Raw genomic sequence first — 23,439 nt, 5'->3', positions numbered from 1 at the left:
TACAATCAAATGAAAAAGAACAACCTGTTACTTTTTGCTTCACTGGGCTTGCTGTTGGCAAGTTGTGGTGCAGGCGGCCCGAGAAAAACACCAAGCGGTATTGAATATACCGTAGCAAGAGAAGGTAAAGGAGACAAATTGAAAGTAGGTGATACCATCCTGGTATACTTCGCTTCTTACCTGGAACATGCAGGAAAAGATTCTCCGTTGATGAAATCCAGAGAACAATCGGCCAATGCTATTCCTATGATCGTTCAGAAATCTACTGTTAAGTGGGATCTGATGGACGGTTTCGCGCAATTGTCTGAAGGTGACAGCGCCATCTTCATTCTCCCTATCGATTCTATGCCCGCTGAGCAAAGACCTCCATTCGCTAAACCAGGCGATAAAATGAAAGTACATTTCATCGTGGATGGTATCTATTCTTCAGCTAAGCAAACCGCTAAGGATGAAGTAGCTATTAAGGAGTATATCGACAAAAACAAACTGAAAACCACTAAATCTCCTAAAGGTGTTTACATCGCAGTTACCACAGAAGGTGCCGGCGAAACTCCTAAAAGCGGTGACGTAGTTACAGTAAACTATACAGGCAGATTGCTGGATGGTACACCATTTGACTCTAACACGGATTCTACGATCCGTCCTGGTCCATTGGAGCCGTTAGTATTCCCTGTTGGCCAGGGCCGTGTTATTCCAGGATGGGATGATGCACTGTTACAACTGAAAAAAGGTTCTAAAGCCGTTCTCGTGATCCCGTCTGCTTTAGCTTACGGTTTACAAGGACAAGGCATGCAGATCAAGAGCAACAGCGTACTCGTTTTCGACGTAGAGCTGGTTGATTTCAAAGCTGCTGAAGCTGCTGCAACGCCTCCGGCATTTGACCCGGCTGCTGCACCTCAAAAGTAACTTGTTACAAAAAATATATAAAAAAGGGGCTGACCTTACCGGTTAGCCCCTTTTTCATTTATTGCAGCATATGCGCCAGTATAGCAGAACATTTCTCCTGGCAGGGCGCATAAAACTCTCCATGTTTCCAGTAATCGGATTTAGGCGAAGCCCCCCACCAGAATTCAGCCAATGCCAATGGTTCCATCTGATGCTGAAAAGCGTACTGCAAAAGCTTCGGCGCAGCGCATTCTCCAGCACCCGCAGGAGGCTTTCTATCTCCAAAAATATCAATCAGACTTTTTAATTCCCCCATCTTATTCAAAAAATGGTACTGCTCAAAGATCCTATACTGCAAAGCAATAGAATGCTCCTTCCGTAATATCTTGAGCAACCTCACCTGCTCTGCATCCGTTGCAGGATCATTGATCTGATCAATGATCTCTGTAAGTCTTTTCATCCCTTCATTCACAAATCCCCCTTCCACCAATCCATCAAAAACAGGCGGCACAAACCCCGCATGATGATTTCCTCCCGCCAGCTTCCCCGAAAACGCTGCCAAATAACCTAATTCATTAGCTGATGTCCTCACCACCAACACCCCAAACATTTTCCCAATCACATCCTCATCAGCATCAGAGTCCAACAATCCAAAATTATGCTCCCATTCCTGCTGATACTGCAAATGCAATTGCAACTCACTGACAGCCAACAGGCAAAGTGGATGAGGGGTGGTTTCCTTCAATGAAAGCACAAGCCCTTCCGCCAGTTCATAAACCGAAGAAGACACAGCAAAAGGACGAAAAGCAGTAGAAACAGACGTCATAAGGTCCGCAAAGGTAAGCCCATTCCGATTAGTGCATAACTAAAAAAATAGCGAAATTTGAAAAGGACACATTTAATATCTCATATGAACATACAAGAACAGATCGAAAAGTATATCACCAGCCAGCCTGAACAAAAGCGCAGTGATATGCAATCATTACACGATCACATACTCCAAATTTTACCAGGTTGTAAGTTATGGTTCGACGATGGTAAGAATAGCGAAAACAAAACTGTTGCTAACCCTACTATAGGCTATGGATTTCACATCATAAAATATGCTGATGGAAAGACCAGGGATTTTTTTCAAATTGGTTTAAGCGCAAACACAACCGGCATCTCTGTCTATATCCTTGGTATCAAGGATAAAACATACTTACCCCAAACGTTTGGAAAAATAATAGGCAAAGCAAGTGTAACCGGATACTGCATTAAGTTTAAAGTCCTAAAAGATATAAACATTGATACCCTTGAAGCAGCAATACGGTATGGGGTTAAGGTTACGAGTGAAAATTAAATTTCAACTGAGAGACTACGAAGTTTTTTTATAGAGATCAATAAGCCAACCAAGATCCCTAAGCCCACACAAAGACGCTAACTCAAAAAATAAAAATCCGAAGGGATATTCCCATTAGAGCCCAATAAACCATCTCCACTTTCCTCACCCCATAAAAGCCTCCCAACCAAGAGAACCCTCCACCCCAAAAGAGAAAAATCCCGCAGGGATTCCCATTAGGCCCCCATAAGCCATCCTACTTCCCTCACCCATAAAAAGCCCCCTATACCAAAAGAACATCCACTCAAAAAAGAGAAAAATCCCGCAGGGATTCTCATTAGAGCCCCCATGATCCCAGCCCACCAACCATCCTCGCCAAGCTCTTCCAAAGCACTCTCAATATATTAATATAGGCTTGACATAGGTTTAATTAACGCTAAACATATTTCTAAGAAAGGCTTTGATATGTAAAAGAGAAGGCTTATCTTAGTGTTGTTATGGCAATATCAAGAAGCATAATCCTCCGCGGAGCAAGCGGAACATTCGCAAAAGAATTCGTCCTGCGCCAGCGGAACGGAAAAACTGTGATATGCAAAATGCCAAAGCCATACCCTCCTAAAACCGCCAGCCAACTGGCCAACCAGGAACGTTTCAAAAAAGCAAACAACTTCGCAAAAGCAGCCATAAAAGACCCGGAGAAAAAAGCGCATTACAAATCCATCGCCAAACCCGGCCAAACCGCATTCAACGCAGCTTTTCAGGACGCATACCATAAACCGGAAGTAGAAGTGACCGTAGTAGACCAAAAGGTCATCATCAAAACAGAAGGAAAACACCGCGTAGACAGGGTGAAAGTCGGAAACGACCATGCCCGTTTAATAAACGATCAGTGGGAGTATGAAAACAAACAACCTGGCCAACTGATAAAAATATTCGTCTACGACATAGCAGGAAATATCTGCACCATAGAGATTCAAACGTGATTCAACTAACTATACATAGATCATATCCCTGTGAATTACTAATCCATTAATAAAAGAGGGCGTCCCTTAGAACGCCCTCTTTTCTGTATACTATAAAAACTTCTTTCGAACTCTTTCATCAGGCACCATACACTGATCCTTCTTCCCAAACCACTTATAACGGTTCCTCGCTATCCAGTTGTACACCCCGTCCCGCAAGCCTTTCGGAAGAATGATAAAAACATAGGACATACTCCAGGGAAATCCTAATGCTTTGGCTACTTTCAACACCGCCGTACTTCGCATGTACACATTTGTTACTTTCAACACTGCACTACTTCGCATACGCACTCTTTCATCACAGATCAGCACGAAGGAATTCATGCTCGTAGTATCCAACTGGTGCTTGAAAAGCAGATCCTGTCCGGCAGGAGACTGCAAAGGAGTGAACATGAATTTATCCTGCTTATCATGCCGGATGATGAAGTTCACACTCGCATTACAGAACTGGCAAACACCGTCGAACAAAATGATCATCAATGGATACCTGTATAATTATGCGGAGTAATAGCTTTCAGTTCTTTCTTCAGGGTAGCGCTGATCTTCAGACCATCAATGAATTTAACCATTGTTTTCTGTGTGATCTGCTCACCATTACGCGTCAGTTCTTTCAATGCTTCATAAGGTTGCGGATAATTCTCACGACGTAAAACAGTTTGAATAGCTTCCGCTACAACTGCCCAGTTATTCTCAAGATCAGATTGCAATTTGTTTACGTTCAGGATCAGTTTACCCAATCCTTTTTCGATGGATTTAAGAGCAAGCACCGTATGTGCCATAGGCACCCCTACATTACGTAATACAGTAGAATCTGTGAGGTCACGCTGTAAACGGGAGATGGGCAATTTAGCACTGAGGTGTTCAAAGATGGCATTCGCCAGGCCAAGGTTTCCTTCAGCATTTTCAAAATCGATCGGGTTTACTTTATGCGGCATCGCAGAAGAACCCACTTCATTCTTTTTGATCTTCTGTTTGAAGTAATCCATCGAAATATACTGCCACACATCACGGGAAAAATCCACGAGGATAGTGTTCACACGTTTCAGTGTGTCAAATTGTGCAGCAAGGTTATCGTAATGTTCTATCTGCGTAGTGTATTGCATTCTTTGCAGACCTAATACACCGTTTACGAACTTATTACCGAATTTCTCCCAGTTAATGGCAGGGAATGCAACATGATGCGCATTGAAATTACCCGTTGCACCACCAAACTTGGCCGCAAAAGGAATCTGGCCCAATAATTTGATCTGGCCTTCCAGTCTTTCTACAAATACAAGGATCTCTTTGCCCAAACGGGTAGGGGATGCAGGCTGACCGTGTGTTCTGGCCAACATGGGCACCGCTTTCCATTCCTTCGCCAGTTTCTTCAGATGAATCACGAGGTTAGAGATGGCAGGCAGGTAAACATGCTCTACTGCTTCCTTCCAGAGCAAGGGGGTAGCTGTGTTGTTCACATCCTGAGAGGTAAGCCCGAAGTGGATCCACTCCAGCTTGTCTTCCAGCCCGAGGGCTTTCAGCTCATTTTTCAGGAAGTATTCCACCGCTTTAACGTCGTGGTTGGTGATCTTCTCCGTATCCTTCACTAATTGCGCATTTTCAATCGTGAAAGACTGATAAATGTTCCTTAAAGCAGGAATTTTAGCTTTCGGGAGCGTAAAAAGCTTCTGATCAGCCAGGGCTATGAAGTATTCTACCTCTACCTGTACACGGTAGCGTATCAACGCAAACTCGGAAAAATAGGGAGCCAGTTCTTCCAGTTGTCCTCTGTAACGCCCGTCTACCGGGGAAATAGCAGTTAAAGCTTGTAATTGCATCATATATTTATTAACCAGTCAATATAGCCCCTCGCAACCATGATCGTATTTAGTTTGCAGGAATTACTTTATTTTTGCAGGCTCAAAATTACGGAAATTGGAACGGAAAGTAAAAGTAGCGGCAGTTAGTTATTTGAATACGAAACCTTTGTTATATGGTTTCAGGGATCATAAAGTCTTACGCTCCATGGAGCTGACGATGGATTATCCGGCTAAGATAGCCCGCCAGCTGATAGATGGAGAAGTAGATCTGGCCCTGGTGCCGGTGGCAATTATTCCAAAATTGAAAGAATATCACATCATCGCAGATTTCTGCATTGGTGCTGAAGGCCCCGTTGCCTCTGTTTGCCTTTTCAGCGAAGTACCGCTGCAGGAGATCAAACGCATCTACCTCGACTACCAAAGCCGTACTTCCGTAGCCCTCCTGAAGGTCCTGGTGCGGGAACACTGGAAGCTGGATGTGGAATTTGTGGAAACAACTGAACATTACCAGGATAAGATCAAAGGCACAGACGCCGGATTGGTCATTGGAGACCGTGCCCTCAAGCAACGCCTTATTTCCCCCTTCATTTATGACCTTGGCGAAGCCTGGGTACGCTTTACCAGTCTGCCTTTTGTATTTGCCGCCTGGATCAGCAACCGCCCGTTACCTGTGGAATTCATACAGCAGTTCAACGATGCCAACCAGATAGGGCTTAATAACCTTCCGGTGGTAGTGGCAGAAAACGGGAGTCCTGATTACGACCTTACCACTTATTATACCCAAAACATCAGTTACCGCCTCACACCTGCAAAGCGGCAGGGGATGCAAAAGTTCCTCAGTTACCTGCAATAAATGCTTAACTTCCTGTACTAAATTCATGTAGTATGAAGGCAGGCATCCTTGGCTCCGGCATAGTAGGTACTACTATTGGTCGTGGTCTTGTACGTTTAGGCCATTCCGTTATGATCGGAACACGGCATCCTCAACAGGAAAAACTACAACAATATGGCGGCCATGTTGGCACTTTCGCCGAAACAGCCGCCTACGGAGAAGTGATCTTTCTCTGCACAAACTGGGCTGGCACACAGGGTGTGATAGAATCCGCCGGCGTGTGGAATTTCAAAAAGAAGATAATTATAGATGTAACGAACCCGCTTGATGGCAAAGGTCCTGATAAAGCCGGCCGTCTTGCATTAATAGCTGGGAATAGTGGTTCAGGAGGGGAGCAGGTACAAGCCTGGCTACCGGATGCACACGTCGTTAAAGCCCTCAACACAGTAGGTAACAACCTCATGATAAACCCCAATTTCCAGGAAGGAGATCCCACCATGCTCATCGCCGGCAACGACAACCTCGCCAAAAAAGCCGTCAGCGAAATCCTCCACCAAATGGGCTGGAACGATATCGCAGACGTAGGCCACATCGAAATGAGCCGCTACCTCGAAGGACTCTGCGTGATCTGGTGTGCTATTGGCTTTAGAGAAGGCAGCTGGAATCATGCTTTCAGGCTGTTGAGGAAGTAAGATCTCAAAATAAACATCCTCAACCAGAAAAGAGGGCTTCCGCTGCGCGGGCCTATTTTCGATTTAAGAAAAAATCACCGCCCTTTACAACATGGGCGATATTTTCGGTTTAAGAAAAAAACACCCCTTGTAGCGCGGCAAATAGTGCCACCTCAAACAGAAAAGAGGGCTTCCGCTGCGCGGGCCTATTTTCGATTTAAGAAAAAATCACTGCCCTTTACAACACGGGCGATATTTTCGGTTTAAGAAAAAAAACACCCCTTGTAGCGCGGCAAATAGTGCCACCTCAACCAGAAAAGAGGGCTTCCGCTGCGCGGGCCTATTTTCGATTTAAGAAAAAAATACCCCTTGCAACACAGCAAATAGTGCCATCCTCAACCAGAAAAGAGTGCTTCCGCTGCGCTGCGCTATTTTCGATTTAAGAAAAAAAATCACCGCCCTTTGCAGCGCGGCAAACGCTCAAGCAACAACAACCCTCGTCCTCCTAAAAGCCCTAATAGCCAAAAGCGCACTTATCCCCGTAAGAAAAGCCGCCAAAAAGAACGGCGCTCCAGCAAACACAAACGGAGCATCCTTCTTCGTGAAATAATGAAACACCCCCGTCATCATCAAAGGCCCGATTATATTACTCAAACTGATCAAACTCGTCATAGCCCCCTGTAATTCCCCCTGTTCAGAAGGCAACACCTGATTACTCATAATCCCTTGCAGCGACGGCCCAAAGATCCCGCCCATACTATAGATCACCAGGATACCAAACATCATCCACCCCGCATTAGCTAAACCAAACAGTAAGAAACTCGTCATATAGATCAGCAACCCAATGTAAACCGCCCGATGGTAGCCAAGTTTCGGCAAAACAATCCGGATCAGCCCACCTTGCACTATAGCCAGCAGTATACCGGAAAGAGAAAGCGAGAACCCCACCATATCCTCCTCCCAGTTGAATTTAAACATGTTATAGTACGTCCAGTTGCTCTGAATAGCATGCACCGCAATGTAAATGAGGAAAACAGCACCCAGCAAAGAGTAGATCTTCTGATAATTACGCAGTTGTTTTAAAGTACCGATGGGGTTGGAGCGTTTCCAGTCAAAAGTCCGCCTGTTCTCAGGTTTGAGGGATTCCGGCAGAATGAAATAACCATACAATGCATTCAATAAAGACAGCGCAGCCGTGATCATAAAAGGCGCCCGCACTCCCCAAAGTTTACTGGCAAACCCTCCGATAGATGGCCCCAGCGTGAATCCTATCCCCAAAGCCATCCCCAGCAAACCAAAGTTCTGCGCCCTTTTCTCAGGCGTGCTCACATCAGCAATATAAGCCGAAGCCGCTGTGATACTGGCCCCCGTGAAACCCAGGATGATCCGTCCTACAAACAACCAGAAGATAGAAGGTGCAAAAGCCAGGAAGATGTAATCCACGCCCATACCGAACATAGAAAGCAGCAAAACGGGTCTGCGTCCATAACGGTCACTCAAACCTCCCAGGATGGGAGCACATACAAATTGTATAATAGCATAGCAAAACGTAAGCCAGCCGCCATATTGAGAAGCTTCACTGATGTCTCCGCCGATCAGTTGTTCAATTAATTTAGGTATGATGGGAGAGATGATCCCAAACCCTGTAAAGTCGATCAGTAAAGTAATGAAGATGAAAGATAGTGCCCACTTTTGCCTGTCAGCCATGATGGTGAAAATTTGCGCAAAGCTAACGGGAATAAACTGAGCACAAAACACCAAATGATATACCTTATTCGTGGAACGATAATTGCGACTGGTAATCCATTGCTAACCTTAAATGTTATATTATGTTACGCTGGGCACTAATTTTCTTCATTATCGCAATCGTGGCTGCAGTTTTTGGATTCGGCGGAATCGCTGCTGGTGCAGTTTCCATCGCACGTATCCTCTTCTTTATTTTCATCGTATTGTTCCTGATCTCCTTGATCTCAGGCTTATTGCGGAAGTGATTGCATATCGATCAGCTGAATAGCATCCGGATTATCGGAAAACGCCTGCAGCAACCGTTCTCCATGAGTATCGGTAATAAACACCTGCCCGTAATCCGCACCTTGCACTAAGGAGATAAGGCGAGAAACTCTTTCCTGGTCCAGCTTTTCAAAAACATCATCCAGCAAAAGGATAGGAGGGAACTTCTTATGTTCCCGGATAGCCTCATACTGCGCCAGTTTCAGGGCAAAGAGGAAACTCTTCCGCTGCCCCTGGGAAGCACTGGTTTTCATAGGATGTTCATCCAGGAGGAACAACAGATCGTCCCGGTGGATGCCTTGTGTGGTCCGTTGCATTTGCTTGTCCCGCAACCTGTTAGCAGAAAGCAGATCCGCCAGGTCCCGTTCCAGGAGTTGACTTTGATACCGGAAGGCCACCACTTCATGCCGCCCTGCCAGGTAATCATATTTCTGCTGCACCTGTTCAATGAAAGTATGCAGGAAAGCTTTCCGTGCTTCAAAGATCGGCACCCCATGTTGTACCAGTTGTTCATCAAATACATCCAGCAAGGCATCAGGGGAGATGGCCAGGGATTTTAACAAACTATTGCGTTGTTGCAATATCTTTTGATAAGCGATGAGGTGGTCCAGGTACCCCGGCTGAAGCTGGGAAAGCAAACTATCCAGCCAGCGGCGGCGATCTTCACTACCCCCCAGGATGATCTCCGCATCGTCCGGCGCAATCATCACAGCCGGAAACTGACCAATATGGCGGGAGAACTTCTCATAACTTTCCTCATTCAGCGAAATATCCTTTTTTCCCTCTTTTACCGTACAAACGATCTTTTCTTCCCGGGAATGCCGGATAAACTGAGCCTCCAACCGGAAGCCATTGGTCGTATACTGCACATTCTGGGTTTCTGCCGTACTAAAATAGCTTTTGGAGAAACACAGATAGTAGATGGCATCCAGCAGATTCGTCTTGCCGGAACCATTATGCCCCGTGATCCCCACGATCCTTTTGGAAAAGTGGAATACCCGGTGGGAATAATTCTTAAACTGGGTGAGTGATATTTTAGAAACGGATAACAAGCTTATCAGATATAATTAATATAATATTTTCAACCGCCACAAACCGCGTTCGGACAACGTTCCGCAAAATTGCTTGAATTTGCAGATTTTCCTGTTATATTTGCGAACAAATTTAGAAATAGTGCAAACTTTAACAGACGTGAAAACGAAATTCTCCAAAGAGACCTATCTATACTGGTACGAATTGATGCTGTTACTGCGCCGCTTTGAAGAAAAAGCTGGGCAACTGTACGGTATGCAAAAGATCCGTGGATTCTGTCACCTTTACATTGGCCAGGAAGCAATTGCTGCCGGAGCCATGACGGCTACTAAACCCGGGGATAAATTCATTACAGCTTACCGTGATCACGCCCTGGCAATCGCTAAAGGTATTTCACCAGAGGCTTGTATGGCGGAACTGTATGGTAAAGCAACAGGTTGTTCCAAAGGTAAAGGAGGCTCTATGCACTTTTTCTCTAAAGAACACGGGTTCTTTGGCGGTCACGGGATCGTAGGTGCGCAAATTGGTACCGGTGCTGGTTTGGCTTTTGCTGAAACCTACCTGGGTACTGACAATGCTGTACTTTGTTTCTTTGGTGATGGTGCTGCCCGTCAGGGTATGCTGCATGAGACATTTAATATGGCCATGCTGTGGAAACTGCCCGTAGTATTCATCTGCGAGAACAACCATTATGCAATGGGTACTTCCGTAGAGCGTACTTCCAATGTACTGGATATCTACAAACTGGCAGACGCTTATGAAATGCCTGCTGATTCTATCGACGGTATGAGCTGCGAAGCTGTACACGAAGGAGTTGACAGAGCTATCAAACGTGCCCGCGAAGGTGGTGGACCGACCCTGCTGGAGATCAAAACTTACCGTTACCGTGGCCACTCCATGAGTGACCCCGCTAAATACCGCACCAAAGAAGAGGTAGAAGAGTATAAGGAAAAAGATCCATTGACCATCGTCCTGAAAACATTACAGGATAACAAATGGATCAATGATGCAGAACTGGAAGCCATCAACGAACGTGTAAAAACTAAAGTGGAAGATTCCGTTAACTTTGCTGAAGAAAGCCCATGGCCTTCTGATGATGAATTATACAAGGATGTTTATATCCAGCAGGATTATCCATTCATCGTAGACTAATACGGAACCCTATTACCACTATCTAATATATTAGAGCAACAAATGGCAGATAATAAAACAAACACCAAACAACCGGCAGTAGCCGCTAAAAACCAGGACTTTGACCTGCAGCACACCGCAGACAGAGCACAGGACTTTTATACAAAGAACAAAAATGTGATCAACATTGGCCTCCTCGCCATCGTAGTGATCATTGGCGGATTCTTTGCTTACAATCGTTTTGTAAAAGCACCTAACGAAAAGAAAGCGCAGGAAGCTATCTTTGGCGCACAGCACTTCTTTGCGGTAGATTCTTTTAAACTGGCACTGAACGGAGATGGTAACACCTACGGTTTTCTTCAAGTGATAGATAAATACGGTGGAACAAAAGCAGGCAATCTAGCTAAATACAGCGCAGGTGTTTGTTTTGTGAAACTAGGCGATTACCAGAAAGGTATCGATCAGCTGAAAGCATTTTCCAGCAGCGACCTCGTGATCCAATCCCTCGCAAACGGACTGATCGGAGACGCTTACATGGAACTGAACAAAGCAGACGACGCTGTTTCTTATTATAAGAAAGCAGGTGCCGCCGATAACATGCTTACTTCCCCCATCTACCTGCTGCGTGCAGGCCTGGCACTGGAAAAAGCAAACAAACCGCAAGACGCTATTGCAGTGTACGAGCAGATCAAACAAAAATACCCACAGACAAACGAAGGCCGTGAAATTGAGAAATACCTGGCCAGATTAGGAGTGGTGAAATAACTTCGGGAAATGTCTATATATAATCAGACCTTACTCAACGACGCTGGCATTCTTCACCTGGAGGGTGCCAGTGTTGTTATTGTGTATACAGAATGGAATGACTTTATTGTCAATGAACTGGTAACAGGCTGCGAGCGCACACTGGATCAATACAAAACAAAGTACACCAAAGCAGTAGTACCTGGCGCATTTGAATTGCCATTTGCCTGCAAACAGATCTGGGAGCAAACAAAAGGAACCGGCGCACAACCCTCTGCCATCGTAGCTTTTGGCTGCGTGATAAGAGGAGAGACCCCTCACTTCGATTACGTATGTAAAGCAGTAACAGACGGTATACTGCAACTTAACCTGGAATTACCCGTTCCAATTATCTTTGGTATCTTAACCGTAGATAATATAGAACAGGCCAAAGACCGTCTCGGTGGCGCCCATGGCCACAAAGGAGAAGAAGGTGCACTCACCGCACTGAAAATGATCAGCTTTCAAAGGCAACTGGTAAAGATTTAAGAGGAAAACGCAACCTGATACTGATATAATGAACGTACAGCTATTCATACCATGCTTCGTAGACCAGCTATTTCCCGAAACAGCTTTTAATATGGTAAAAGTGCTGGAAAAACTGGGTTGTAACGTAAGTTACAATACAGACCAAACCTGTTGCGGCCAGCCAGCCTTCAACGCAGGTTACCAGGACGAATGCCGTTCCGTTGCCACTAAATTCCTCAAAGATTTTCATACATACGATTACATCGTTGCACCCAGCGGTTCCTGCACAGGTTTCGTCCGTAATTACTACGGCAAACTGTTCGACAATTCTGCTGCACACAACGATGTAAAACTGCTCAGAAAGAACCTCTTCGAATTCACAGAATTCCTCGTAGATATACTGAAAGTAAAAGACCTTGGCGCCACACTGGAAGGCACCGGCACTTATCATGATGCCTGCGGCGCATTACGCGAATGCGGCATCAAAGAAGGCCCCCGCCAGTTACTGGAAAACGTGAAAGGACTGCAGCTGAAAGAGATGAACGATTGTGAAGTCTGCTGCGGATTTGGGGGTACATTTGCCGTAAAATACAAACCCATCTCCCTGGGAATGGGCGAGCAAAAAGTACTCAACGCCATAGACAGCGGGGCAGATTACCTGATCTCCACAGACCTCAGTTGCCTCATGCACCTGGATGGTTATATCAAAAAACACGGGCACAACATTAAGATCATGCATATCGCTGATGTACTGGCCAGTGGCTGGTAATCAGATTTTATCAATATAATACTTCGTCCGAATGCAATACTGGTTAGTGAAATCTGAACCGTTTAAGTACTCCTGGGATCAATTTGTAAAAGACAAGAAAACATTGTGGGATGGGGTGCGCAATTACGCCGCACGCAACAACCTCCGCGCTATGAAAAAAGGAGACCAGGTATTATGGTACCATAGCAACGAAGGCCTGGAAATTGTAGGCATCGCCAAAGTAGTGAAAGAACATTACCAGGACCCTACAACACCAGATCCCGCCTGGCTTTCAGTGGACCTTGCGCCCGTAAAGAAATTGAAAAAGCCGGTTACCCTGGCACAGATGAAAGAAGAAGAAAGTCTGCAGAATATGGACCTCATCCGTCTCAGCAGATTATCCGTAGGTGCCGTGAAAGAAGAGGAATTTAAGAAAGTAATGGAAATGGCAGGAATGTGAATAAACCTAAACTCATAGTACTCACAGGTGCTGGCATCAGCGCAGAAAGCGGTCTCCGTACTTTCCGGGACAGTGATGGCCTCTGGGAAGGATACGATATTTACGAAGTTGCTTCACCCATGGGCTGGCAAAAAGATCCTGCCCTCGTACAGAACTTCTACAACATGCGCCGCAAAGATGTGATGAACGCACAACCCAACATAGCACACATCGGCCTCGCTAAACTGGAAGAACATTTCGACGTACACATCATCACACAAAACATAGACGACTTGCATGAACGCGCAGGCTCCACAAGGGTTTTACACCTGCATGGAGAGATCGCCAAAATGCGCAGCGAGTTAAACGAAACAGAACTGTTCCCCATCACAGGAGACATCCAAATGGGAGACCTCGCAGCAGATGGCGGACAATTCCGCCCGCATGTAGTTTGGTTCGGCGAAGCAGTCACCATGATAGAACCCGCCATACTTGAAATAGTACAGGCAGATGTGTTTGTGCTCATTGGCACTTCACTGAATGTCTATCCTGCTGCAGGTTTGGTAGATTATCTCAGACCAGGCATTCCCAAATATATCATCGATAAAAAGATCCCTCCCATAAAAGGTTCAGACTATCATCTCATAGAAAAGCCAGCTACAGAAGGAGTGGAGGAGTTGTTGAAATTGTTAGTGGCCGAATAAAACAGATTAGTACCTGCAAATAAAAAATCCGCCCAAACAAAAACTACTTCCAAATAAAAAAACTACTACCCCAAAAAATAAAAAAATCCGCCCTTTGCTGCGCGGCAAACACTCAGCCCAATAAAAAAAGCCGCCCAATACAGGCGGCTCCATACTTTGATCATCAAACGGAGTTTACCACAGGAAAAATTTCTTGCTACTCAAAACTCTCTTCGAATCTGATATCGTGTTCTTCCAGTTCCCTGAGTACCGGATTATAGATCTCCGGCATCACTGGTATATGTAATCCTTTTAATTCCACCTGGCCGGAGAGTACCAGTTTGGCCATAATGCCCAAAGGTAATCCCACCGTTTTTGCCATGGCGGTACGGAGATTATCTTCTCCCTGAACGATCATGTAGCTATGTAACTTGGTGCCCATGTGCCTGCGCTCGAACTCTATCTCATGCAGCATAACGATCATGTCTTTATCAGAGGGCTCCATCTTCAACCGAACATCCAATACATGTTGCAACACCCCGGCATTGGTCTGTTCTCCTAAGTTAATCAATTCCCCGTTGAGAATACCCAGGAATTTCAGCTGGCGGATCAGTTTGCTTTTGCTACTTACCCCCAGGAACTGGGCTATATTTTCCTCATTCGTGAGTTCCTTATTTACTTTGATATGTTGCGCTGCCCATTTGAAATAGGGCATATTATCCGTATGATGTTTTTTAGTATCGTCCGTTAAACCCAGCTTCACCAAAGCATTCCAGCCTTCGGTAAATTCAGGATATCGCAAAGTGGCCCGCATGAAAGTAGGGATATTGCTCAGTGCATACACATCCACATAGTTCAGGGAATCCCGGTTAGGATAAAAGGCCAGTTTCCCAAGTCCTGGTATCTGTACGGTTTTGGACTGATCAAACAATTGCTGGTACTCTATTTCCTTCACTTTCCCCTTTTCCCGGTAAGTGGCACCGGAAACACCCGCCAGTACAATATTGCGGGAATTCCAGGAGATCTTGTAACACCAGGGGTTATCATTACTTTCTGGTGAAATAAGCCCGCCGCAGTAAGATTTGAAGGAATAGATCTGTCCGCCTTTCTTTTCAATGGAATGGATCAATTTCATGGCAGACATGTGGTCGATACCCGGGTCCAGCCCCATTTCATACATGAAAAGCAGCCCTGCTTTCTCAATTTCCTTTTCCAGCTTGCGGATCTCAGGATCAATGTAAGAAGCAGTAAGCAGGTTCCGGGAGAATTTCAGGCAATCCCTGGCTATCACAATGTGAAGGGCAGGAGGTAAAAGAGAAATAACCAATTCCGCTTCCTGGATAAGCTGCTGCCGTACGGGTTCGTCGTTAATGTCAATGGCAGCAGGTGTAGCGTAGTACGATTTGCCGATCTTAGATTTGATGAGCATCAGATCATTGTCCACAACAGTGATATGCCACTTCTGTCGTGGAGCGTTGGCCAGCAAATAGTCTATCAGGCAGGTAGCAGATTTTCCGGCACCAAACAATAGAATACTCTTCATAAATTTTTATAGAAAATGGTTAAAAACTACAGGGAGTAAACAATAAAGTCCCGTTAATGTTCAGATAAGCCATCGAATAAGGCGTAATAGCTGAATTATTCCCTTCCATTCATTTATGCTCTGATTTTCACAGGGTTATAAACAAATAGCCTGCCAACTTACAAACATTTACCGGAGATGACGCGAAAGTAGGACAAATTGTTTTAAGGTCAAACAACAGGAAAAAGGAGGGCAGCGGAACACCCTTCATTTTTTATTAACATTAAGCCCCCAAACCCTTTAAATACGGGCTGAATACGTTATATTTGCTCTTCATTTAAAAGGGCTGAAAAACCTGTAAACCAATAACATAATGATAGAGAACACGGACAATCAAGACAATCAAAAGGAGGACGGTAGAATTGTTCAGGTCAACATTGAAGAGCAGATGAAAACCGCGTATATCGACTATTCCATGTCGGTGATCGTAGGTCGTGCGCTGCCGGATGTGCGAGACGGTTTTAAACCCGTTCACCGCAGAGTGTTGTTCGGGATGAATGAATTAGGAAATACACATAACAAACCTTACAAAAAGTCAGCCCGTATCGTTGGGGACGTAATGGGTAAATACCATCCCCACGGTGACGCTTCCGTGTATGATACAATGGTGCGGATGGCCCAGCCATGGTCATTACGCTACATGCTGATAGACGGACAGGGAAACTTCGGTTCCATAGATGGCGACTCTCCGGCAGCTATGCGTTATACAGAGGTTCGTCTGCAAAAGATCGCCGAAGCTATGCTCGAGGATCTGGATAAAGACACTGTAGACTTCACACTTAACTTCGATGATACCCTGGAGGAACCCGTAGTATTACCTACCCGTATCCCCAACCTGCTGGCAAACGGAGCTTCCGGTATTGCCGTAGGTATGGCCACCAACATCATGCCGCATAATCTTACGGAATTGGTAGAAGGCTTAGCCGCCATGATCGATGACCGTAACATCACCATAGACGAACTGATCAAACATGTAAAAGCGCCCGATTTCCCCACAGGTGGTATCATTTATGGATTTGAAGGAGTAAAGCTTGGTTTCGAAACCGGCCGCGGCAGAGTAGTGGTACGTGGTAAGATCATGTCTGAAACCAGCAAAACAGGTAAAGAAAAACTGATCATATACGAACTGCCTTACCAGGTGAACAAAGCAGTGCTGCATCAAAAGATAGCACAGCTCGTGAATGATAAAGTGATAGAAGGTATTTCTGATGTAAGAGATGAAAGTGACAGGGAAGGTATGCGCCTGGTAATAGACCTCAAGCGTGAAGCCATTCCTAACGTTATCATCAACCAGTTATACAAATACTCAGAACTGCAAACCTCTTACGGTATCAACAACGTGGTACTCGTAAAAGGACGGCCAAAAGTGCTCAACCTGAAAGAATTACTGGAAGAGTTCCTGGAATTCCGTCATGAAGTAGTGATCCGCCGTACGAAATATCAACTCCGCGAAGCAGAGAAAAAAGCACACATCTTACAAGGTTACCTGATCGCATTAGATCACCTCGATGAAGTGATTGCCCTGATCAGGAACTCAACTACACCGGAAGTTGCGCGCGAAGGATTGATGACCAACTTCGAGTTGTCTGAGATCCAGTCCAAAGCCATCCTGGAGTTGCGCCTGCAACGTTTAACAGGCATGGAGCGCGACAAGATCCGTGATGAATATGATGAGATCATGAAGTTTATCGGTCACCTGAAAGATATTCTCGCAGATGAAGGATTAAGGATGCAGATCATCAAAGACGAACTGGAAGATGTGAAAAAGAGATTCGGAGATGAACGTAAAACAGAGATCCAGTACCTCGCAGCAGAAATGCGCATAGAAGATATCATCGCAGAAGAAGATGTGGTGATCACCATTTCCCACCTGGGTTATATCAAACGTACTTCCGCTTACGATTTCCGTCAGCAGAAACGTGGCGGCCGTGGCGCAATAGGAGGAAAAACACGCGATGAAGATTTTATCGAACACCTCTTCGTAGCATCTACCCACCATACCATGCTGTTCTTTACAGAAAAAGGACGCCTGTTCTGGATGAAAGTATACGAAATCCCTGAAGGTGAAAAGTCTGGTAAAGGCCGTGCCATCCAAAACCTGATCACCCTTCCGTCTGACGATAAGATCCGCGCGATCATTGATATCAAAGATCTCGGCGATACCGAATTCATCAACAACCATTATATTGTGTTATGCACCCGCAATGGTATCATTAAGAAAACATTGCTGGAAGAATTCAGCCGCCCGCGCCAAAATGGTGTGAACGCCATTACCATCAATGAAGGCGATCAACTCCTGGAAGCCAAGCTCACCAACGGTAACAGCGAGATCATGATGGCCATTAAGAGCGGCCGCGCCATCCGCTTCCCTGAAGCAACCGTAAGGGATACCGGCCGTGGAGCCATTGGTGTGAGAGGGATTGAGGTGGATAATGACAAAGATGAAGTGGTTGGTATGATTTGTGTAGACAAGGAGGATAAAACCCGTACCGTTCTCGTTGTTTCCGAAAAAGGATATGGTAAAAGAACAGACATCGACGATTACCGGATCACCAACCGTGGCGGTAAAGGGGTTAAAACTATCAGCGTAACGGATAAAACCGGACCATTGATCGCTATCCTGGATGTAACAGAACATAATGACCTGATGATCACCTGTAAATCAGGTATCACCATCAGGATGGCAGTAGGAGATATCCGTGAAGCAGGCCGCGCCACACAAGGTGTGCGTTTGATCCGGATGGATGATTCCGATGAAATAGCAGCAGTAGCACGTTTGGACAAAGAGGAAGAAATAGTAGCCGCTATAGAAGGAGAAGAAGGAATTATAACTGAAACGGAAACTGAAACCAATGATACCAATACTGCAACAGAAGAAGCAGTAGAACCTGAACCTGAAGCATAACTAAAACCCATAAACAATTAACGCTAATTTCAAAATTTGAGCCACATGAAAAAACTATTTGTATCTCTTCTCTTTTGCAGCGCAGCCCTCGCAGGCATGGCGCAAAAAGCAAAAGTGAACAGTGCGGATGAGTATTTGAAAAGCGACAAGATCGATCTGGCTAAAGCAGATATCGACGCAGCACTTCAAAACGAAAAAACCAAGGACGACGCTAGGGCCTGGTATGTGAAAGGTAAGATCCACGAAGCACTGGCTACCAAGAACAAAAGTGCAGCAGATGCAATAGTAGCTTACGAGTCTTTCAAGAAAGCGCTTGAAATCAATCCGAAACTGCCAGAAGCTCTCCTTGAGCTGAACAACCGCATGTTTAACGTTTATGCCACCATCGGGAACGCCGGTTACGGTAACCTGAATGAGCAGAAATGGGATTCCTCTTACAGCTATTTCAGAAAAGCTTTCGAAGTAGCAGATTTTTATAACGGTAAAAATCTCGGTGGCTCAATCCCCCGCGATACAGCCATGGTGTTCTATTCCGGTTATGCTGCTCAACAGGCAGGTAAAAAGGATGAAGCATTCGAAGGCCTGAAAGCAGCTGCAGCGCTGAAATTCAAAGGTGAACCAGCTTTGTATGTTGTGTTAGCACAACAATATGAAGAACGTGGCGACAACGCCAACTGGATCGCTACCATCGATTCCGCTAAAAAGTACTTCCCGGCAGACAAACGTTTCTCCGATATGGAAATGTTATACTATTCCAAAACAGGAAAAACAGGCGATCTGATCGGTATGATGGAAAAGAAAGTACAGGAAAATCCTTCCGATTTCCCCCTGTTACTGGATTACGCCATCCGTCTGGACAACCTTGCTAATCCCCGTGATGAAAAAGGTTCAGACCTGCCAAAGCCGGCTAACTTCGATGAAATGATGAATAAAGCAGAAGGCGCTTACAAAAAAGCCCTGGAGCTGAAACCGGAAGATGCTACCGCAAACTTCCAGTTAGGCGCTTTGTTCTTCAACCGCGCAGTAGCTTTCAACAAAGAACTGAACGGCATGGAAAGCAAACTGCAAAGCTCTCCTAAAGCAAAAGAACTGCAAGGTAAAGTGGAAGCACTGATGAACCAGTCCCTGCCTTTCTTTGAGAAAGCAGATGCAGGTTTCACCGCACAAGGCAAACTGGAGCCCAGCGATAAACGTACTTACGAAAGCTGCCTCTATGCACTGCAAAAGATCTACGCTATCAAGAACATGAATGATAAAGTAGAAGTAGTAAAGAAAAAACTCGAAGGCCTGAACTAAACACAGGTGTTCTGATAAGAAAAGGCAAGGGGAATCTCCTTGCCTTTTTTGTTGCCCGCTAACCCTGATAGTGTACTAAATTCTACAGGTTTCCACACGGTTGTTGACTCAAAATACGTTGACTTAATATTAACAGTAGAAGATAAATACTTAAATATCAATAACTTCCAAAGTTGTTTTCCCCACGTTTAGCTATAATTTAACTGCCTTGGCATGGTAATTACCCTTATGTATTGTAAGACAGGTAATTAACTCTTAACCATATCAAACATTTATTTATGGTCACACAAGCAAAAACTTCCGGCGCCCGCGAAATGTCTACACCCACGATGAGAGAAACATCACGGCAGGGACAAAAAGAATTTGATGACGATAAGAATCATAAACTCGAGGGTTATGATGAAAATGAATTTGATGCAGAAGATCGTCGCAAACGTAATGAAGGTGAAATAGCAGAAGAACGTACTCCTGCAAAAACACCCAGCAGACGAGGTTTTGCCGCGATGGATAAAGAGAAACAAAAAATGATTGCCAGCAAAGGTGGAAAGGCCTCCCATGGTGGTGGTCGTAAGCCTAGCAAAAATCGTTAAAGGGAACCCGTCAAATGAATGGTTGGATGATACAGTAGTAACATCCAACCATTCTTATTTTTAATCAACTCAAAATGTTTTATTTTGTTATTTCTTAAACCATCAAATGAAAGCAGTAGCCGTTAATTCCTTCAATACACTCCCTTTAGTAATGGACCTCCCGGAACCCGCCGTGAAAGAAGGTTCCATTAAAATCAAATTAGCCGCCGCCGGCCTCAATCCCTTCGACTGGAAAATGACAGATGGCATCATGAAAGATGACATGGCCCATGTTTTCCCATTGATCATGGGGGTAGATGGCGCTGGTGTTGTAACAGAGATAGGAGCTGGTGTAACGCGTTTTAAGGTAGGAGATAAAATATACGGCCAGATGTTGCATGAACCGGTAGGAGAAGGCTCCTATGCAGAATACGTAGTAGTTCCCGAAACCAAAGTATTGGCAATAGCCCCGGAAACTATTTCCCTGGCAGAAGCTGCCGCAGCCCCCACAGCAGGAATGACAGGACTTCAACTCTTAACAAAAGCAGGATTACAAAGCGGCCAGAGTGTATTATTGATAGGCGCTACCGGAGGAGTCGGCTCCTTCACTATCCAATTGGCCAACGCCAAAGGCATCCGTGTAATAGCAACCGTTTCTTCACCTGCAGCAGCAGAAAGAATGATAGCCCTCGGAGCTGCAGCTACAGTGAATTACAAAGAATCTTCTATAGAAGAGCAGGTACACAATTTATACCCTGATGGCGTAGATGTATTAATAGACCTGGTAAGCAACAAAGAAGACTTCCATAAAATGACCACCCTCGTCAAACCCGAGGGCACAGTATTGACCACGCAGTTCGTAGCAGATAAAGAAACCTTAAAAGCCCAGTACCTCCATGGCGGTAACTTTGAAACCAAGGGCTCACCAGCCTCACTGGATGAACTCCGTAAAGCAATAGACACAGGAGAAATAAAAATTCCAATAGAACGTAAAATATCCTTGGAACAGGCCCCTGCAGCAATAGCAGAAAGCCGTGAAAGAAAAAGCAGAGGCAAAACGATCATTTTGATTGAGGCTGAGGGCTGAAGGTTTTCTTTTTTGAAAGATCGTTATTAAACCGCCAGAAGGGCTTCCATAAAAAGAAGTTCTATCCCTAAATAAAAGAAGCTCCGATGGGATTCCCATCGGAGCTTCTTAAACGAAGATATTTTCCTGCCTAAGCACATCACTCCCCAGTCAATTCCTCCCGCACTTTCTTAGGCAATTTCGCCACAACAAGATCATAAGAATCCTTCGTCCATTGCAGGAATAACTTATCAGGAATAGAACCATCAAACAACACCGTATTCCAGTGTTTCTTATTCATATGATAACCGGGTAGCACACCCTCATATCGTTCCCGTAGCTCAATAGCCTGATCAGGATCACATTTGAGATTAGCACTCTCAAACTCCTCAATATCCGTCAAAGCAAACATTTTCCCCATCACATAAAACACCAGCGTATTTTCCCCAAAAGGAAGTCCTTCAGAGGTGCCAGGCAAAGAGAGGCAATATTGTTGAAATTTCTCCAGGTTCATAAAGCTATATTAGATAAAACAATCCGGAATCCATCAGGGTCCACAAACGTAATGCCAGGATAGGCGCCAGATCACTCGTATGCCTTGCAACACGTAATTTCATCTAAATTATTGATTTTTAGCAGGAGAGGACCTGCTAGTTTAAGTACTTTTTATAAGTAGGCTTATACCCAAACAAATAAGCAAAAGGCGTCAAAACCCCAAAGATGATCTTTTGAACCAGGTAAGGCGGTTTCACCATCCTGAAAACAGACGAGAATTTATTGACGGTCAGCGCAGCCTGCAGGATATTCGGAACACCGTTCGCATTCGTTTTCCCATCCGCGGCCAATCCGATAGTCGTTTCGAAAAACTGTTCCATATTCAGAGCAGGACGTACCTGCCAGTTGGTCACCGCAATAGCCGGACCATTATTATACATGGAATGCGGTGTATTGGCAGGAATATGCAAGCGATCGCCCGCTTTAAGGATACGGCTTTCACCATTCATGCGGAGCTTCATTTCACCTGCAATGATCAGGAAATCTTCCGCCTGGTAAGGATGATAATGGAAAGGAGGTTCCGTAGACTGAGGCTGGTAAGTAGCTTCCATTTCGAGCAGCGCACCATTGGTGTCTTTAGCCGTCTGCAGAAACTTAAGGCTCATGCCGTTCTTTGGATTTGTTATAACTTTACTGGGATAGGCCATGGCTGTTAAGCTTGATTTAACAATGCTCAAAGATAGAATTTTGGCTTAAGTTTTGTGCCTACTGTTGTTCTGAAAAACCTTTAATCCATATCGCAATGAAGACCGAAGAGCTATATAGTAAGATAAAGGCATTGATCCTGTCCGACAAGATTCAGTTTCCCGATATTTTCGAGATAATTCCTGCTAAAACAATCAGCGAGGATTGTGGTTTTGACTGGGTGATCTTCAAGCACAAACTGGATAATCTTCACCTGTTCACACTAAATGAAATGATGACCATCGCCAATACTATCAGGATCCCGTTCAGATATATGCTGCAGCTGGTCAGAAAGGCCAGAGGTGACGAAGAGATAAATATATTGTAATTTAAAGCCCATGGAAAACAACCTGGGCTTTGATCCCTCCAAAAATACCGCAGCTCAATCCGCTGACCATCACCTGGAATCCACCATCTGGACAGGAAAATCCAGCCAGATCCTCAACATTAAATACTTTGCCCTTTACGGGATAATCGCCATCGGCAGCCTGGTGCTGGCGAATTATTACAGTGGCTGGATCAGCATAGTGGCAGGGCTTTGCGCACTGAGGATGTTATATTCATGGTTTTATATCAATACAGCCACGTATACACTTACAAATCAACGAATTATCAGGAAAGTAGGCGTTTTCAACAGGGAAACCTTCGAAATCGAATTATACCGTGTAAAGGACGTATTGCTGCTGGAACCATTCATCTACAGGATATTCTCTCTGGGAAATATCCGCCTGGTTTCATCCCAGAAAACCACACACAACCTGGTGCTGGATGCCATCCACAAACCAACAGAATTAAGAGAGCAGATCCGCAAACTCGTAGAAACCCGGAGGAGCGAGAAAGGCGTGGGAGAGTTTGATACAGGGAATTATTAATCTTTAAAAACCCTAAAAACAGTTCCACGCCGGGGTTATTTTCCACCTTTTCTGACAGATGAAAGCAGATGATCTTTGAGGAACTGGAT

General features: G+C 45.0%; 26 protein-coding genes. 18 read left to right on the top strand and 8 right to left on the bottom strand.

Translation table 11 applies throughout. The annotated features are described in order from the left end of the window. Positions 1-9: 9 nt before the first annotated feature. On the top strand, positions 10-906 hold the full coding sequence (locus GFS24_RS05260; protein WP_153658519.1) for an FKBP-type peptidyl-prolyl cis-trans isomerase: 897 nt from the start codon (positions 10-12) through the stop codon (positions 904-906). A gap of 58 nt (positions 907-964) precedes the next feature. Here GFS24_RS05260 and GFS24_RS05255 read toward each other — a convergent pair whose 3' ends face one another. Further along, on the bottom strand, positions 965-1,711 hold the full coding sequence (locus tag GFS24_RS05255) for a pseudouridylate synthase (protein ID WP_153658517.1): 747 nt from the start codon (positions 1,709-1,711) through the stop codon (positions 965-967). Positions 1,712-1,795: 84 nt separating this feature from the next. On the opposite strand from GFS24_RS05255, the gene GFS24_RS05250 reads away from it, so the two are divergent. Next, a complete protein-coding gene (locus GFS24_RS05250) occupies positions 1,796-2,227 on the top strand; it encodes a DUF1801 domain-containing protein (protein ID WP_153658515.1) in 432 nt (143 codons plus the stop codon). Between the two features lie 575 nt (positions 2,228-2,802). Continuing rightward, positions 2,803-3,189 carry a hypothetical protein gene (locus tag GFS24_RS05245; RefSeq protein ID WP_153658513.1) on the top strand — a complete coding sequence of 129 codons (387 nt, stop codon included), beginning with the start codon at positions 2,803-2,805 and terminating at the stop codon, positions 3,187-3,189. 90 nt (positions 3,190-3,279) lie between these two features. Here the strand turns inward: GFS24_RS05245 and GFS24_RS05240 are convergent, their stop codons facing one another. Next, positions 3,280-3,705, bottom strand: a complete 426-nt coding sequence (locus GFS24_RS05240) for a thiol-disulfide oxidoreductase DCC family protein (protein ID WP_153658512.1) — start codon at positions 3,703-3,705, stop codon at positions 3,280-3,282. Then, complete coding sequence (gene purB, locus GFS24_RS05235; protein WP_253906400.1) at positions 3,705-5,045, bottom strand: adenylosuccinate lyase; 1,341 nt, start codon at positions 5,043-5,045, stop codon at positions 3,705-3,707. Before purB ends, GFS24_RS05240 begins: the two co-directional genes overlap by 1 nt. A gap of 94 nt (positions 5,046-5,139) precedes the next feature. Between purB and GFS24_RS05230 the strand changes: the two genes are divergently transcribed. Together GFS24_RS05230 and GFS24_RS05225 are read left to right on the top strand one after the other, a co-directional pair. After that, the gene (locus tag GFS24_RS05230; RefSeq protein ID WP_153658510.1) at positions 5,140-5,877 is read left to right on the top strand and encodes a menaquinone biosynthetic enzyme MqnA/MqnD family protein; all 738 of its coding nucleotides are present in this window, start codon (positions 5,140-5,142) and stop codon (positions 5,875-5,877) included. A gap of 32 nt (positions 5,878-5,909) precedes the next feature. Further along, the gene (locus GFS24_RS05225) at positions 5,910-6,548 is read left to right on the top strand and encodes an NADPH-dependent F420 reductase (protein WP_153658508.1); all 639 of its coding nucleotides are present in this window, start codon (positions 5,910-5,912) and stop codon (positions 6,546-6,548) included. 459 nt (positions 6,549-7,007) lie between these two features. Here GFS24_RS05225 and GFS24_RS05220 read toward each other — a convergent pair whose 3' ends face one another. Beyond that, entirely contained in the window at positions 7,008-8,234 is a 1,227-nt protein-coding gene (locus GFS24_RS05220) for a TCR/Tet family MFS transporter (RefSeq protein WP_153658506.1), read from the bottom strand. 122 nt (positions 8,235-8,356) lie between these two features. Between GFS24_RS05220 and GFS24_RS05215 the strand changes: the two genes are divergently transcribed. Next, complete coding sequence (locus GFS24_RS05215) at positions 8,357-8,518, top strand: DUF1328 domain-containing protein (RefSeq protein ID WP_153658505.1); 162 nt, start codon at positions 8,357-8,359, stop codon at positions 8,516-8,518. Here GFS24_RS05215 and GFS24_RS05210 read toward each other — a convergent pair. Further along, positions 8,504-9,589, bottom strand: a complete 1,086-nt coding sequence (locus tag GFS24_RS05210) for a DNA replication/repair protein RecF (RefSeq protein ID WP_153658503.1) — start codon at positions 9,587-9,589, stop codon at positions 8,504-8,506. The two genes, GFS24_RS05215 and GFS24_RS05210, sit on opposite strands and share 15 nt — an antisense overlap. Positions 9,590-9,728: 139 nt before the next feature. Between GFS24_RS05210 and pdhA the strand changes: the two genes are divergently transcribed. Genes pdhA through GFS24_RS05180 form a run of 6 tightly spaced genes read left to right on the top strand, consistent with a single transcriptional unit; the run spans position 9,729 to position 13,842 of the window. Then, complete coding sequence (pdhA, locus tag GFS24_RS05205; protein WP_371729877.1) at positions 9,729-10,721, top strand: pyruvate dehydrogenase (acetyl-transferring) E1 component subunit alpha; 993 nt, start codon at positions 9,729-9,731, stop codon at positions 10,719-10,721. A 42-nt stretch (positions 10,722-10,763) separates the two neighbouring features. After that, positions 10,764-11,465, top strand: a complete 702-nt coding sequence (locus tag GFS24_RS05200) for a tetratricopeptide repeat protein (protein ID WP_153658501.1) — start codon at positions 10,764-10,766, stop codon at positions 11,463-11,465. Positions 11,466-11,474: 9 nt separating this feature from the next. Further along, positions 11,475-11,972 carry a 6,7-dimethyl-8-ribityllumazine synthase gene (gene ribH, locus GFS24_RS05195; RefSeq protein ID WP_153658500.1) on the top strand — a complete coding sequence of 166 codons (498 nt, stop codon included), beginning with the start codon at positions 11,475-11,477 and terminating at the stop codon, positions 11,970-11,972. Positions 11,973-12,000: 28 nt separating this feature from the next. Further along, the gene (locus GFS24_RS05190) at positions 12,001-12,720 is read left to right on the top strand and encodes a (Fe-S)-binding protein (protein ID WP_153658499.1); all 720 of its coding nucleotides are present in this window, start codon (positions 12,001-12,003) and stop codon (positions 12,718-12,720) included. Between the two features lie 31 nt (positions 12,721-12,751). Continuing rightward, a complete protein-coding gene (locus GFS24_RS05185; RefSeq protein WP_153658498.1) occupies positions 12,752-13,159 on the top strand; it encodes an EVE domain-containing protein in 408 nt (135 codons plus the stop codon). Further along, entirely contained in the window at positions 13,156-13,842 is a 687-nt protein-coding gene (locus GFS24_RS05180; protein ID WP_371729873.1) for an NAD-dependent deacylase, read from the top strand. The genes GFS24_RS05185 and GFS24_RS05180 overlap by 4 nt, the downstream gene beginning before the upstream one ends. A 196-nt stretch (positions 13,843-14,038) precedes the next feature. On the opposite strand, the gene GFS24_RS05175 is transcribed toward GFS24_RS05180, so the two are convergent. Then, complete coding sequence (locus GFS24_RS05175; RefSeq protein ID WP_153658497.1) at positions 14,039-15,364, bottom strand: saccharopine dehydrogenase C-terminal domain-containing protein; 1,326 nt, start codon at positions 15,362-15,364, stop codon at positions 14,039-14,041. Positions 15,365-15,791: 427 nt separating this feature from the next. Between GFS24_RS05175 and gyrA the strand changes: the two genes are divergently transcribed. The 4 genes from gyrA to GFS24_RS05155 all read left to right on the top strand — a co-directional run bounded on the left by gyrA (position 15,792) and on the right by GFS24_RS05155 (position 21,260). Then, a complete protein-coding gene (gene gyrA, locus GFS24_RS05170) occupies positions 15,792-18,308 on the top strand; it encodes a DNA gyrase subunit A (RefSeq protein ID WP_371729871.1) in 2,517 nt (838 codons plus the stop codon). A 45-nt stretch (positions 18,309-18,353) separates the two neighbouring features. Next, positions 18,354-19,604: a hypothetical protein gene (locus tag GFS24_RS05165; RefSeq protein ID WP_153658494.1), complete on the top strand. Its 1,251-nt coding sequence runs from the start codon at positions 18,354-18,356 to the stop codon at positions 19,602-19,604. Positions 19,605-19,882: 278 nt separating this feature from the next. Continuing rightward, positions 19,883-20,194 (top strand): KGG domain-containing protein, encoded by a 312-nt coding sequence (locus tag GFS24_RS05160; protein ID WP_216647359.1) that lies wholly within the window; start codon positions 19,883-19,885, stop codon positions 20,192-20,194. A 106-nt stretch (positions 20,195-20,300) separates the two neighbouring features. Then, positions 20,301-21,260: an NADP-dependent oxidoreductase gene (locus tag GFS24_RS05155; protein ID WP_153658493.1), complete on the top strand. Its 960-nt coding sequence runs from the start codon at positions 20,301-20,303 to the stop codon at positions 21,258-21,260. A gap of 139 nt (positions 21,261-21,399) precedes the next feature. Here the strand turns inward: GFS24_RS05155 and GFS24_RS05150 are convergent, their stop codons facing one another. Together GFS24_RS05150 and GFS24_RS05145 are read right to left on the bottom strand one after the other, a co-directional pair. After that, entirely contained in the window at positions 21,400-21,753 is a 354-nt protein-coding gene (locus GFS24_RS05150; protein ID WP_153658491.1) for an MmcQ/YjbR family DNA-binding protein, read from the bottom strand. A gap of 136 nt (positions 21,754-21,889) precedes the next feature. Next, positions 21,890-22,399, bottom strand: coding sequence for a cupin domain-containing protein (locus GFS24_RS05145; protein WP_216647358.1), 510 nt, complete (start codon positions 22,397-22,399; stop codon positions 21,890-21,892). Positions 22,400-22,536: 137 nt separating this feature from the next. Between GFS24_RS05145 and GFS24_RS05140 the strand changes: the two genes are divergently transcribed. Then, on the top strand, positions 22,537-22,806 hold the full coding sequence (locus GFS24_RS05140) for a hypothetical protein (protein ID WP_153658490.1): 270 nt from the start codon (positions 22,537-22,539) through the stop codon (positions 22,804-22,806). Positions 22,807-22,816: 10 nt separating this feature from the next. Beyond that, a complete protein-coding gene (locus GFS24_RS05135) occupies positions 22,817-23,350 on the top strand; it encodes a PH domain-containing protein (RefSeq protein ID WP_153658489.1) in 534 nt (177 codons plus the stop codon). Positions 23,351-23,439: the final 89 nt, after the last annotated feature.

It is taken from the genome of Chitinophaga sp. SYP-B3965, assembly GCF_009647655.1.
GTDB lineage: Bacteria > Bacteroidota > Bacteroidia > Chitinophagales > Chitinophagaceae > Chitinophaga.
The sequence above is the reverse complement of the archived record's forward strand: the minus strand, read 5'-3'. Positions and strand labels throughout refer to the sequence as shown.

Bases quoted from the DNA above. Each gene is read 5' to 3' on its own strand.
- GFS24_RS05200 (WP_153658501.1), top strand. From the start codon at position 10,764: ATGGCAGATAATAAAACAAACACCAAACAACCGGCAGTAGCCGCTAAA.
- GFS24_RS05165 (WP_153658494.1), top strand. From the start codon at position 18,354: ATGAAAAAACTATTTGTATCTCTTCTCTTTTGCAGCGCAGCCCTCGCA.
- gyrA (WP_371729871.1), top strand. From the start codon at position 15,792: ATGAAAACCGCGTATATCGACTATTCCATGTCGGTGATCGTAGGTCGT.
- GFS24_RS05255 (WP_153658517.1), bottom strand. From the start codon at position 1,711: ATGACGTCTGTTTCTACTGCTTTTCGTCCTTTTGCTGTGTCTTCTTCG.
- GFS24_RS05225 (WP_153658508.1), top strand. From the start codon at position 5,910: ATGAAGGCAGGCATCCTTGGCTCCGGCATAGTAGGTACTACTATTGGT.
- GFS24_RS05145 (WP_216647358.1), bottom strand. From the start codon at position 22,399: ATGAGCCTTAAGTTTCTGCAGACGGCTAAAGACACCAATGGTGCGCTG.
- GFS24_RS05240 (WP_153658512.1), bottom strand. From the start codon at position 3,705: ATGATCATTTTGTTCGACGGTGTTTGCCAGTTCTGTAATGCGAGTGTG.
- GFS24_RS05190 (WP_153658499.1), top strand. From the start codon at position 12,001: ATGAACGTACAGCTATTCATACCATGCTTCGTAGACCAGCTATTTCCC.
- GFS24_RS05140 (WP_153658490.1), top strand. From the start codon at position 22,537: ATGAAGACCGAAGAGCTATATAGTAAGATAAAGGCATTGATCCTGTCC.
- GFS24_RS05160 (WP_216647359.1), top strand. From the start codon at position 19,883: ATGGTCACACAAGCAAAAACTTCCGGCGCCCGCGAAATGTCTACACCC.
- ribH (WP_153658500.1), top strand. From the start codon at position 11,475: ATGTCTATATATAATCAGACCTTACTCAACGACGCTGGCATTCTTCAC.
- GFS24_RS05150 (WP_153658491.1), bottom strand. From the start codon at position 21,753: ATGAACCTGGAGAAATTTCAACAATATTGCCTCTCTTTGCCTGGCACC.
- purB (WP_253906400.1), bottom strand. From the start codon at position 5,045: ATGATGCAATTACAAGCTTTAACTGCTATTTCCCCGGTAGACGGGCGT.
- GFS24_RS05175 (WP_153658497.1), bottom strand. From the start codon at position 15,364: ATGAAGAGTATTCTATTGTTTGGTGCCGGAAAATCTGCTACCTGCCTG.
- GFS24_RS05220 (WP_153658506.1), bottom strand. From the start codon at position 8,234: ATGGCTGACAGGCAAAAGTGGGCACTATCTTTCATCTTCATTACTTTA.
- GFS24_RS05245 (WP_153658513.1), top strand. From the start codon at position 2,803: ATGCCAAAGCCATACCCTCCTAAAACCGCCAGCCAACTGGCCAACCAG.
- GFS24_RS05185 (WP_153658498.1), top strand. From the start codon at position 12,752: ATGCAATACTGGTTAGTGAAATCTGAACCGTTTAAGTACTCCTGGGAT.
- GFS24_RS05155 (WP_153658493.1), top strand. From the start codon at position 20,301: ATGAAAGCAGTAGCCGTTAATTCCTTCAATACACTCCCTTTAGTAATG.
- GFS24_RS05250 (WP_153658515.1), top strand. From the start codon at position 1,796: ATGAACATACAAGAACAGATCGAAAAGTATATCACCAGCCAGCCTGAA.
- GFS24_RS05135 (WP_153658489.1), top strand. From the start codon at position 22,817: ATGGAAAACAACCTGGGCTTTGATCCCTCCAAAAATACCGCAGCTCAA.
- GFS24_RS05215 (WP_153658505.1), top strand. From the start codon at position 8,357: ATGTTACGCTGGGCACTAATTTTCTTCATTATCGCAATCGTGGCTGCA.
- GFS24_RS05260 (WP_153658519.1), top strand. From the start codon at position 10: ATGAAAAAGAACAACCTGTTACTTTTTGCTTCACTGGGCTTGCTGTTG.